The sequence below is a fragment of the Natroniella sp. ANB-PHB2 genome (genome assembly GCF_046097105.1).
Classification (GTDB): domain Bacteria; phylum Bacillota; class Halanaerobiia; order Halobacteroidales; family Halobacteroidaceae; genus Natroniella.
The window spans coordinates 919,495-931,555 of sequence record NZ_CP175562.1; the positions used below are offsets into that span (position 1 = coordinate 919,495).

Below are 12,061 nucleotides of genomic sequence, written 5' to 3' on the forward strand. Positions count from 1 at the left end.
CTTATATATCAAGGATTATATTATTTTTTGTGATAATTCTTATAATTCTGTAAGGTTTGGTATATTAGTTGCGTTATATAATTGGTGAAAGGGATTGCTTTACAACATACTAAAAAAACAAGTTTGCTTAAGGAGGAGATTTAAATGAAAAAATTAGAAAAGTTTGAATGTTTAGAGAAGTATGATTATGAGCAAATCGTTTTTGTCCAGGACAAGAGCTCAGGTTTAAAAGCGATTATTAATATTCATGATACTACATTAGGGCCAGCTTTAGGTGGTACTAGAATGTGGCATTATAAAGATGAAGATGAAGCATTATTAGATGGTTTACGACTATCTCGAGGAATGACTTATAAAAATGCTGCAATGGGACTTAATCTTGGTGGAGGTAAGGCTGTAATTATTGGTGATGCTCGCAAGGATAAAAGTGAAGAGTTGTTTAGAACTTTTGGGCGTTATGTAGATAGTTTAAATGGCCGTTATATTACTGCTGAGGATGTAGGGATAAATACTGAAGATATGCAATTGGTTAATCAAGAAACAGATCATGTCTGTGGTTTGCCAGGTTTGAGTGGTGATCCATCTCCTTTTACAGCTTATGGTACTTATTGTGGAATGAAAGCAGCAGCTAAACGAGCTTATGGCAGTGATTCTTTAAAAGGTAAAAAGGTTGCAGTTCAAGGTGTAGGTCATGTAGGTTATTATATGGTTAAGCACCTGGCTGAAGAGGGGGTTGAAGTAGTAGTAGCTGATTTATATGAAGATAACATTAAACGAGTTGTTAATGAATTTGGAGTAGAAGTTGTAGCACCAGAGGAAATTTATGATGTTAGTTGTGATATTTTTGCTCCAACTGCATTAGGAGGAATCATTAATGATCAGACTTTGGAACGATTAGATTGTGATATTATTGCTGGTTCTGCTAATAATCAATTAAAAGAACCTGAAAATCATGGTAAAAAAATTGAATTAATGGATATTATTTATGCTCCAGATTATGTAATTAATGGTGGGGGAGTAATTAATGCTGCTGAAGAGGTTTTTGCTGCTAGTTATAATGCAAAAACTTCTAAAAGAAAAGTAGAAAAAATTTATGATAAGATTCAACGAGTCTTTGAAATTTCTGATCGCGATGGGATTCCAACTTATAAGGCAGCAGATGTAATGGCTGAAGAACGAATTAACAAGATGAGCAATTTAAATAATCTTTACAGACCAAAAAAATAGTTTTAAGTTATTTTATAGTAGTTAGGAGGAAGAAAAAATGAATAAGTTTAAAATATTAACGATCAATCCAGGTTCGACTTCTACTAAATTTGCTATTTATGATGGCCAAGAAGCTGAACTAGAGATTAATTTAAAACATGATACTACTCAACTTAAAAAATTTAATAGAACAATAGAAGAGTTTGAGTTTAGAAAAGAGGCAATTTTAACTGCTCTTCATCAAAAAGAAGTCGAGTTTGAGAGTATAGATGCAATTTCAGCTCGGGGTGGATTATTAAAGCCAATTACTGGTGGAACTTATATAGTTAATCAACAAATGTTGGCTGATTTAAAGACTGGAATCTATGGAGAGCATGCCTCAAATCTTGGGGCATTGATTGCTCAAGAGATTGCAGAAGAATTTGACATTCCAGCTTATATTGTTGACCCAGTCGTTGTTGATGAATTTGAAGAGGTTGCTAGAGTTTCAGGGCATCCTAAATTTGAGCGTAAATCAATTTTTCATGCTTTAAATCAAAAAGCTATGGCTAGAAAAGCATCGACAGATTTAGGGGTCGACTATCAAGATTTAAATTTAATTGTAGCCCATTTAGGAGGAGGAATCTCTATTGGTGCTCATAAGCAAGGTCGAGTAGTCGATGCCAATAATGCTTTAGATGGCGAAGGGCCATTTACTCCAGCTAGAAGTGGTACATTACCAGCAGGGGATTTAATGAGGTTATCTTTTTCTGGAGATTATAGTTTGAGTGAAGTTTATAAAATGATTGTGGGCCAAGGAGGATTGACAGCTTATTGTGGTACTGCTGATGCTAAAGAGATAGAAGAAAAAATCAAAGGTGGTGATCAAGAAGCTGGATTTTATTATCGAGCAATGGCTTATCAAGTTGCTAAATGGATTGGAGCTGTCGGAACTGTTTTAAAAGGTGAGATTGATGCAATAGTAATCACTGGTGGAATTGCTTACTCTAAAATTTTTACAGAAATGATTATAGAGAGGATTGGTTTTATGGCTCCAGTTAAGATCTATCCCGGAGAAAATGAATTAAAGGCGTTGGCCCAGGGGGCTTTACGAGTTTTAAATGGAAGAGAAGAGCCTAAAATTTATAACTAACTGACAACTCAAAGCGCAAAATTAATTAAAAGGAGGAGTCTAAAGTGGCTCAGGTAAAATTTGATCAAGATCGTTGTAAAGGATGTGAGCTCTGTATTAATGTTTGCCCTAAAGAAATAGTTGTTATAGATGAGCAAATTAACATTAAAGGCTTTTACCCAGCTACAGTAAAAGAAGAAGAGAAATGTATAGCTTGTGGATTTTGTGCAAGTATCTGTCCTGATGTGGTAATCGAGGTTTATAAAGATTAACTAGTTAATTAAATTCTAAAGCCAAGAATTAAAAAAAATGATAGGAGGGCTTAACATATGGGTGAAAAAATCTTAATGAAGGGTAATGAAGCAATTGCAGAAGCAGCAATTAAGGCAGGTTGCACACATTTTTTCGGTTATCCAATTACTCCACAGAATGCAATACCAGCTTATATGGCTGAAAACTTACCTAAGGTTGAAAATGGATGTTTTTTACAAGCGGAAAGTGAAGTAGCAGCAATTAATATGGTTTATGGAGCAGCAGGTGCTGGAGCTAGAGTTATGACTTCCTCATCTAGCCCAGGAATAAGTTTGAAAGCAGAAGGGATTTCTTATATAGCAGGTGCTGAATTACCTTGTGTAATTGTCAATATTGTTCGTGGTGGGCCAGGATTGGGAGGTATTCAACCTGCTCAATCTGATTATTTCCAAGCTACAAAAGGAATGGCTCATGGTGATTTTAAGTTGGTAGTTTTAGCACCATCTTCTGTACAAGAAACTGTGGATTTAACAATGGAAGCTTTTGATATTGCAGATAGATATAGGACTCCAGTTATGATTATTGGAGATGGGATTATCGGTCAGATGATGGAACCAGTAGAATTTAAAGAGCAACAAGAAGTTAAATTACCTAAAAAAGATTGGATTACTGATGGTGCAGCAGGACGAGAGAAGAATGTAATTAACTCTTTACACCTTGAAGCTAGTGAACTGGAAAAGCATAATTTAAAACTGGATAAAAAGTACAAAGATATTGAAAAAAACGAAATCAAGGTTGAAAAAAAGCAGATGGATGATGCTGAATTTGCAATAGTTGCTTATGGTACCACAGCTAGAATAGCTGAATCAGCTATTAAAGAGGCTAGATCTGAAGGGATCAAAGTAGGTTTAATAAGACCAATAACTCTATTCCCCTTCCCTAAAAAGACAATAGCTCAAGCTGCAAAACAGGTAGATGCTTTCTTGACAGTAGAGATGAGCACAGGTCAAATGGTTGAAGATGTAAGATTGGCTGTTAACGGAGAAAAACCGGTTGAATTTTATGGTAGAACAGGTGGTATGGTGCCGTCGGTAGAAGAAATTGTGAAAGCCTTAAAGGGGGTTATAGAATAATGGAACAAATAGCAGGTAAACCTGAAGCATTGACAGATAAAGAATTCCATTATTGTCCTGGCTGTACACATGGAATTGTTCATCGCTTGGTAGCTGAAGTAATCGATGAATTGGAAATTCAAGAAGAGACAATTGGAGTAGCTCCGGTAGGATGTGCTGTTTTGGCTTATGAATATTTTGATGTGGATATGCATCAAGCTGCACATGGTCGAGCACCAGCCTTAGCTACTGGAATTAAACGGGTTCATTCTGATAAGACAGTCTTTACCTATCAAGGAGATGGTGATTTAGCAGCAATTGGTACTGCTGAAATCGTACATGCAGCAGCTAGAGGGGAAGAGTTAACGACAATCTTTATTAATAATGCTATTTTTGGGATGACTGGAGGCCAGATGGCTCCCACAACCTTATTAGATCAGAAAGCAACTACTTCTCCTGAAGGTAGAAAAGTAAAAGATGCAGGATATCCTATTAGAATGTCAGAGATGTTAGCAACATTAGATGGTTCAACTTATATTGCTCGAGTGTCAGTTGATAGCCCTCAAAATATAAAGAAAGCTAAAAAAGCAATTAAAAAGGCTTTTGAAATTCAAGTAGAAGGGAAAGGTTTTGCTTTAGTAGAGGTTTTATCTACTTGTCCTACTAATTGGGGAGTAAGTCCGCAAGAGGCTATTGAATGGTTACAAGATAATATGATTCCATACTATCCATTAGGACCAATTAAAGATGTGGAGGTGGAAAAATAGAATGATAAAAGAAGAAATAATTATGGCTGGTTTTGGAGGTCAAGGAGTTATGTTGATGGGTAAATTACTGGCTTATTCTGGAATGAAAGAAGGGAAAGAAGTTTCTTGGATTCCATCTTATGGTCCAGAAATGAGAGGTGGGACTGCCAACTGTACAGTTATTGTCTCTGATGAAAAGGTAGCAGCACCTGTTGTTGATAATCCAACGACTGCTATTGTAATGAACCGACCTTCATTGATGAAGTTTGGCCCTAAGGTAAAAGCAGGAGGATACCTTTTTATTAATAGTTCCTTGATTGAAGAAAGTTTTGAACGTGATGATATTAATATTATTGAAATTCCTGCTAATAAAATAGCAGATCAATTAGAGAATACAAAAATAGCTAATCTAGTTATGCTAGGAGCTTTCTTAGAAGAGATGGACTTAGTAGATTATACTATAGTTAATGAATCTATATCAGATATCTTGCCAGAGCATAGACAAAATTTAGTTACTATAAATCAAAAAGCATTAGCCAAAGGGAAGGATTTAATTTAAATTTGAGATTGACTCTTTGCAGGGAGAGGGGAGATTAATGTTAGAGAACTTTGATCAATTAACTAAAGAAGCAAAAGCGGAACCAACTTTAAAATTAGCAGTAGCTGCTGCAGAAAACAAGATAGTTTTAGAAAGTGTCAAGCGAGCAGTGGAGTTAGGAATAATTGAAGCAATTTTAATCGGTGATGAAGAGCAGATTAAAACTGAAGCTGAAAAGATCGATTATCAACCCCAACATATAATGACAACCGATTCTAAGACAGAATCAGCTCATAAGGCAGTTGAGCTGATTTCTAAGGGAGAAGCAGACTTTCCAATGAAGGGTCTATTGAGTTCTAAAGCAATGCTCAAAGCCTTACTAAATAAAAAGTATGGCTTACGTCAGGATCGACTTCTCAGCACAGTGACCCTAATTAATCTTACTGATAAAGATGGAATGGTCGTTGTAACTGATGGAGGCATCAACATTGCACCTGATCTGAAAGAAAAGGTAGAAATTATTAAAAATTCTGTTGAGCTAACTCAAGCCTTGGGGGTAAAAGAGAGTAAAGTAGCAGCTTTGGCTGCGGTAGAAGTAGTTAATCCAGCTATGCCAGCAACTCTTGAAGCAGCTGCTTTAGCTAAAATGGGAGATCGCGGACAAATAAAAGGAACTATTGTCGATGGGCCTTTTGCTTTAGATAATGCGATCTGTAAAGAAGCAGCAAAGCAAAAAGGGATTCATAGTCCGGTAGCAGGAGAAGCTGATATACTCTTAGTTCCTAATATAGAAGTAGGTAATGTATTATATAAATCTTTGATTATCTATTCTGGCTTAGAGGCTGCTAGCTTGGCAATGGGGGCTAAGGTGCCTATGGTCTTTACATCACGAGCTGATAGTGTACAGACAAAGTTTTATTCGATTATCTTAGGTAAATTGGCTACTTTGGGTAAGTTAAGTAAAGATAAATAGTTCTCATAAAGGAAGTTCAACCTATAAATACATTATATAAATAAGAAATAAGCCCAAGGGAAAACAATTCTGAAAATTAAGTGATAGTACCTTATTAGGCGATTAAGTTTTTAAATACAACTTATAAGTTTTAGTAGAATATAAGAAAAGCAGAGTAGTAGAGTAAAAAAACAGTTGTTCTTTATATAGGACAATAAAACTATCTTAAATCTATGAGGAGGAAGAAGATGAAATCTACTAAACGGGAAAGTTGGACTTCAAAACTAGGATTTATTTTAGCTGCTGCTGGTTCAGCTGTTGGTTTAGGTAATATTTGGCGGTTTCCCTATATCACAGGAGAAAATGGAGGGGCTATATTTTTATTAATCTATTTAGTAGCAGTTATATTAATAGGTTATCCAGTACTGTTAACAGAAATGTCTTTAGGTCGAAAGAGCCATAAGAATCCAGTAGGAGCTTTCAAGGCTATTGCTCGTGATAATACTCCATGGTGGCTAGTTGGTGCTTTAGGAGTTTTTACAGGGTTCACTATTTTAAGTTATTATTCAGTAATTGCAGGTTGGTCAATGGCTTATATCGTCAAAGCAGCCAATGGTTTTATTGCTGAAGCAGATTTTGCTGGTGTTTTTGTAGAACATATCAGTGGTGTAGGTGAACCATTATTATGGCATGGAGTCTTTATGGCTATTACAGTAGGAATTATCAGTGCTGGAGTAGTCAAAGGGATTCAGAAGGCGGTTAAGGTTTTGATGCCTATCCTATTTTTATTATTGGTAGTATTAGTCTTTCGTTCAGTGACGCTATCAGGAGCAGGCGCAGGATTGGTCTATTATTTGGCACCTGATTTTAGTCAGATAACGGCTCAGACCTTAAATGATGCTATTGCTCAAGCTTTTTTCACCTTGAGTTTGGGTATGGGGGCAATGATCACTTATGGTAGTTATTTGTCAGATGATGATAATATAGCAGATAGTGCAGGGTATGTACTAGGTTTTGATGTTTTAATTGCTATTTTAGCTGGATTGGCTATCTTCCCAGCTGTCTTTGCGTTGGGGTTAAGTCCTGATGCGGGTCCTGGGCTGACTTTTATTACTCTGCCGGCAGTTTTTGCTGAAATGCCATTAGGTGCTTTATTTGGCTTTCTATTTTTTGTATTGTTGACGATAGCTGCTGTTACTTCATCAATTTCACTACTAGAGGTTGTTGTGGCTTATATGGTAGACGAGCATCAATGGGAACGGAAGAAGGCTGCTCAAATTATAGGTATAGTAGTTTTTGTAGTAGGAATTCCACCGTTACTTGGTTATAGTGCATTATCAGATATTCAGTTTTTAGGAATGGATATCTTGGATACCTATGATTGGTTTGCTAATAGTATTTTCTTACCAGTTGGTGGTTTATTGACTGCTATCTTTGCTGGGTATGTCTGGAGAACAGATGATATATTAGATGAGATTAACCAAGGAAACAGTGTTTTAAAGATTGGAGTTTGGTTTAAAATTATGATTAAATATATAATTCCACCAGCAATTGCAGTTATAATGTTTGTTAGCATTTGGCAGACATTTGTATAATAAAAACATCTTATTTGAAAAATAAGGAGGGCTTTTGCTCTCTTTATTTTTTTATTTAATTTTTAAATTAAAGGAAGAGTTGTTTATTTTGGATTAGAAGCTATATAATATAAATATCGCTAAGTATTTAGGGAGGTGTTTTTTTATGAAACAGGCAGTAATTCTCCATCAAAAAGAGGCTAATATCAAATTATTAAATAATCATTTTAAGAACTTAGAAGAAGTTGAATTAGTTGCCTTGGTTCCGGTAGCCAATTTAAAAGAGGTTGAGATTAACTTTACAGAGATTGACTTAATATTTTCTACTGTTCATCGAGAAGTTGTTGAAGATAGTTTAAATCTTTCTCAGTTAGATTTGACTTTTGTTGAACCTGAAATCGTAGAAATATTATTAAATTCAATAATTAAAGGGGATCAATTATTAAAAGAGTATAAATATAAATTAAAGAAGCAAAAAATAATTATTAATTCGACTCATGATGCTATGATTGCTATTAATCATAAGGGTAAGATTACCTTGATCAATCAGGCAGCTAAGGAGTTGCTTAATTTTGACAAGGATTATATTGGTTATGATATTAAAAGGTTAGTGCCTAATACAGGGCTTACTAAAGTCTTAGAAACAGGTAAAAAAGAGATTAATCAATTACAGTCGCTTGGTGATAAGGTTATTATTACTAATCGAGTACCTATCAAAAATAAAGATGGTCGAGTTATGGCTGTTGTTGCTGTTTTTAGAGATGTTACTGAGGTTAAAACTTTAGCTGAGAAATTGACTAATTCAAAGGAAATAAGAGGTATGTTAGAAGCGATTATTAACTCTACTCAAGATGCGATCTCGGTAGTTGATGAGACAGGGCGAGGGATTATGATTAATCCTGCTTATACTCAGATAACAGGTTTAACAGAGAAGGATGTAATCGGCAAATCTGCTACTGTTGATATTGCTGAAGGGGATAGTATGCACCTTAAGGTTTTAAAGACGAAAAAACCTGTTTCAGGAATACCTATGAAGGTTGGCCCGCAACATAAAGAGGTTATTGTCAATGTTTCTCCAATTCTGGTTGAAGGAGAGTTAAAAGGCAGTGTAGGGGTAATCCATGATATTTCTAATATTCGTCAGCTGAATCGAGAGTTGTCAGAAGCTAAACGGATGATTAGAGATTTAAAAGCCAAATATACCTTTGCAGATATTATTGGAGATACTCCAGAAATAACATTAGCTATTAAAAAAGCTAAGAAAGCTTCTAGAACTCCTGCTACTGTTTTATTACGAGGAGATAGCGGAACAGGAAAGGAACTATTTGCTCATGCTATTCATAATGCCAGTAAAAGAAGTAATAAACCTTTTGTTAGTGTTAATTGTCCTGCTATTTCTGATTCTCTATTAGAAAGTGAGTTATTTGGTTATGAAGAAGGGGCTTTTACAGGGGCAAAAAAAGGAGGGAAGAAAGGATTGTTCGAAGAGGCAAATAGAGGAACAATTTTCTTGGATGAAATAGGAAAATTAGATTTTAATTTGCAAGCTAAATTATTGAGGGTTCTGCAAGAAAAGGAGATAACTAGAGTAGGGGGTACTGAACCAAAAGAGGTCGATGTACGCGTTATTGTTGCTACTAATGCTAATTTAAGAGAAGAGGTAGAGGAAGGCTCTTTTAGGGAGGATTTATACTATCGTATTAATGTCGTTCCTATCTCTATCCCTCCTTTGTGTCATAGAAAAGGAGATATTCCTAAGCTAGTTAGAATGTTGTTAAGAAAATATACTCAAGATTATGGGAAGTTGGTCACAGATATTTCTTCTAATGCGCTTGATAAGCTTATGGAGTATGATTGGCCCGGTAATGTCAGGGAGTTAGAGAACATAATTGGTAGAACAATTATTAATATGGGACAGACAGATGAAGTTATCACTGGCAAACATTTACCAGTATTAAATAATAATAATCAAGAATCTAATACAGAAGATAATGATTTTATATCTGAAATTGAAGTTAGAAGTAAGACCTTATCAGAAGTAGTTGCTAAAGCAGAAGTAAAAGCAATTAAAGCAGCACTCAAAAAAACTGATGGAAATAAGACTAAAGCAGCAGAGTTATTAGATATTTCAATTAGAAGTTTATATTATAAGTTAAATAAGCTTAAAATAGATTAAATGGCAATTGGTACTATTTAATCTATTCAGAAACCATGCTATAATAATTGATAAATAATAAATTTTAATATTAAAAAAGAGGGAGGAATATAGTGGCTCGTAAAGCAAAAATTGAAAGAGCAAACAAAAAAGCAAAGTTCTCCACTAGAGAAGAGAATCGTTGTAAGGTTTGTGGACGACCTCATGGTGTTTTGCGTAAATTTGAACTTTGTAGAATCTGCTTTAGAGAGTTGGCCCATCAAGGGAAATTACCGGGTATAAGAAAAGCAAGCTGGTAGGTGAACTTGTCTTAAGATAAGTTTAGTCTGCGGTTAAGTTTGAGCTTAAGTAAGATCTAAAAAAACTCTTCTCATTTAAGAGAAGAGTTTTTTATTTAATTTACTTACTTAGCCTTATTTTAGACTTAAGCTGAAATGAACTTTGCTTGTTTTATGGTTTCAATCTCTCTAGATCTTCTTTAGTTATTCCGTTAGTCAAGACTAAAAAAGCAAAATAAAAACTACTACTTAATGTAATCGAAACAGCTAAGCTGATTAAGTCACTATTAGACATATAATGAATCATTTTATAAACCTGTGGTAAAATAGCAATTACTAAACTACTAGCTAAAATTGGTTTAAGAACTAAATGAACAACTGGTATCTGTAACTTAACCTGATTATTAATCGATCTATAATGTAGAAAAGATATAATAATATATCTAATTCCAATTGCTAAAATAATTAAATTAAATCCTAACTGAGGAAAGAAGGTAACTGATTGAATAATAGCTAATTCAATTGCTAATCCTACAATTGAATTTTTAACAACTAAATTGGGCTGACCTAATCCTTGAATAATGCCAGCAAATATTTGTGATAAATACATGCATATAGCTGGTAGGGCTAATAACTTCAAATAATCACCTGCTTGGGGATAATTAAAGATTAAATCAGTAATTTCATGAGGGACTAAAAATAAGATAACCACTGCTAACATACCCAAATAAAATGTTAATCTGATTGCTTCTAGCGATTTCTTTCTGATTGCTTGTTGATTATTGTGAGCAGCTGATTCAGAAATAGCAGGAATTAGATTTGACATTAATGCAATTGTAATGATTGTTGGTAAATAAATCAATTGTAATACCATTCCTGATAATTGACCATATAATGATGTAGCCTCTGAAATACTATATCCTATCTGTTGTAGTTTGCCAGGAATAGCTATTGCCTCTACACTATACATTAATGAAGCTACAAGTCGACCTAAGGTGATTGGAACTCCAAATTTTAATAATTTTTTAATTAGAATAAAACTTCTTTTAGTACTAGATTCTGAACAATTCTTTTTTATTTCTGGCAAATAAAAGAAAAAGATGATCAATAATGTTAAAAAGCCAACTGCTTCTCCTATAGTTACTCCCATTGCTACTCCAGTTGCTTGAAGTTTAAGTGGAGCTTCAATTAATTTATATAAGACAAATAAAGTTACAATCATCCTAGTTACCTGTTCTATCATCTGTGATAAAGCAGTTGGAGTCATAATTCTTAATCCTTGAAAAAAACCTCGTAAGATAGAAGAAATACTAACAAAAAAAAGTGCTGGAGCAACTGCAAGCAAAATAGGATAAGTTCTAGGATCATTTAATAGATTGTTAGCTATAAAATTAGCACTATTAGCAAAAATAAAGACAACTACTAGACTACTAGCTATTACTAAAGAGATTGCTAATTTAAAATTCTTTAAGACTATTTGATGGTTTTTGTTAGCCATTTCTTGAGAGGTGAATTTAGAGATGGCTACTGGTAGTCCCATTGTGGTAATGATAGAGCAGGTTATAAAAACAGGAAATACCATCTGAAACAACCCTAATCCTTCATCTCCAATTACTCTAACCAAGATCATTCTTAGAACAAAGCCTAATACTCTATTAAAGAAGCCGGCCAACATTAAAATAAAAGCACCTTTAATTAATGAATGTTGTTTTATCTTGTAATCACTCCTTTTGCTTTTCTATTTATTAATATATAGTTTATTGGTCTGTGAAGTATTAAAAGTAACAAAAATATTTTATTTTCAATATAATGTTAGTGAATAAATAAAGCTAACAAGGGGGAGAGAAGATGAAGGAAGATGAGGTGAAAAGATTAATTAAAGTGGCTAAAAATTTAAAGGCAAAAAAAGATAATAATCAAATAACAGATTTTGAAAAGGATGAATTAAAAGAAATATATAAATTATTAATTGTTGATGATGATTTCAAAGATGAATTTTAGCAAATTATAGACTGCACGAGAAGTTATTAGTTTAATTTACATACTTGAAAAAGATATAGCAAACTAATCTATGTATATCAATTAATAAAACAGGGAAAACTAATTTCAGAGAATATAATGACCAACATTGAAGGGG

Annotated in this window: 12 protein-coding genes; 11 read left to right on the forward strand and 1 reads right to left on the reverse strand. The window is 34.0% G+C overall.

Annotated features, from left to right (window positions below):
• Nucleotides 1-144: 144 nt before the first annotated feature.
• The 10 genes from ACKF5P_RS04680 to ACKF5P_RS04725 all read left to right on the forward strand — a co-directional run bounded on the left by ACKF5P_RS04680 (nt 145) and on the right by ACKF5P_RS04725 (nt 9,945).
• Nucleotides 145-1,227, forward strand: coding sequence for a Glu/Leu/Phe/Val family dehydrogenase (locus ACKF5P_RS04680; protein ID WP_408956330.1), 1,083 nt, complete (start codon nt 145-147; stop codon nt 1,225-1,227).
• A 37-nt stretch (nt 1,228-1,264) separates the two neighbouring features.
• Nucleotides 1,265-2,338: a butyrate kinase gene (gene buk / locus ACKF5P_RS04685; protein WP_408956331.1), complete on the forward strand. Its 1,074-nt coding sequence runs from the start codon at nt 1,265-1,267 to the stop codon at nt 2,336-2,338.
• A 44-nt stretch (nt 2,339-2,382) separates the two neighbouring features.
• Nucleotides 2,383-2,589 carry a ferredoxin family protein gene (locus ACKF5P_RS04690; protein WP_408956332.1) on the forward strand — a complete coding sequence of 69 codons (207 nt, stop codon included), beginning with the start codon at nt 2,383-2,385 and terminating at the stop codon, nt 2,587-2,589.
• Nucleotides 2,590-2,646: 57 nt separating this feature from the next.
• Nucleotides 2,647-3,702: a 3-methyl-2-oxobutanoate dehydrogenase subunit VorB gene (locus tag ACKF5P_RS04695; RefSeq protein ID WP_408956333.1), complete on the forward strand. Its 1,056-nt coding sequence runs from the start codon at nt 2,647-2,649 to the stop codon at nt 3,700-3,702.
• A complete protein-coding gene (locus ACKF5P_RS04700; protein ID WP_408956334.1) occupies nt 3,702-4,448 on the forward strand; it encodes a thiamine pyrophosphate-dependent enzyme in 747 nt (248 codons plus the stop codon). Before ACKF5P_RS04695 ends, ACKF5P_RS04700 begins: the two co-directional genes overlap by 1 nt.
• 1 nt (nt 4,449) lies before the next feature.
• The gene (locus tag ACKF5P_RS04705) at nt 4,450-4,986 is read left to right on the forward strand and encodes a 2-oxoacid:acceptor oxidoreductase family protein (protein WP_408956335.1); all 537 of its coding nucleotides are present in this window, start codon (nt 4,450-4,452) and stop codon (nt 4,984-4,986) included.
• A gap of 37 nt (nt 4,987-5,023) precedes the next feature.
• The gene (locus ACKF5P_RS04710; RefSeq protein WP_408956336.1) at nt 5,024-5,938 is read left to right on the forward strand and encodes a bifunctional enoyl-CoA hydratase/phosphate acetyltransferase; all 915 of its coding nucleotides are present in this window, start codon (nt 5,024-5,026) and stop codon (nt 5,936-5,938) included.
• 227 nt (nt 5,939-6,165) lie between these two features.
• On the forward strand, nt 6,166-7,512 hold the full coding sequence (locus tag ACKF5P_RS04715; protein WP_408956337.1) for a sodium-dependent transporter: 1,347 nt from the start codon (nt 6,166-6,168) through the stop codon (nt 7,510-7,512).
• A gap of 145 nt (nt 7,513-7,657) precedes the next feature.
• Nucleotides 7,658-9,667: a sigma 54-interacting transcriptional regulator gene (locus ACKF5P_RS04720; protein WP_408956338.1), complete on the forward strand. Its 2,010-nt coding sequence runs from the start codon at nt 7,658-7,660 to the stop codon at nt 9,665-9,667.
• A 92-nt stretch (nt 9,668-9,759) separates the two neighbouring features.
• Nucleotides 9,760-9,945 carry a type Z 30S ribosomal protein S14 gene (locus tag ACKF5P_RS04725; protein ID WP_408956339.1) on the forward strand — a complete coding sequence of 62 codons (186 nt, stop codon included), beginning with the start codon at nt 9,760-9,762 and terminating at the stop codon, nt 9,943-9,945.
• Nucleotides 9,946-10,096: 151 nt separating this feature from the next.
• Here the strand turns inward: ACKF5P_RS04725 and ACKF5P_RS04730 are convergent, their stop codons facing one another.
• Nucleotides 10,097-11,638: an oligosaccharide flippase family protein gene (locus ACKF5P_RS04730; protein WP_408956624.1), complete on the reverse strand. Its 1,542-nt coding sequence runs from the start codon at nt 11,636-11,638 to the stop codon at nt 10,097-10,099.
• Nucleotides 11,639-11,772: 134 nt separating this feature from the next.
• Here ACKF5P_RS04730 and ACKF5P_RS04735 point away from each other — a divergent pair, with 134 nt between their 5' ends.
• Nucleotides 11,773-11,925 (forward strand): hypothetical protein, encoded by a 153-nt coding sequence (locus ACKF5P_RS04735; protein ID WP_408956340.1) that lies wholly within the window; start codon nt 11,773-11,775, stop codon nt 11,923-11,925.
• Nucleotides 11,926-12,061: the final 136 nt, after the last annotated feature.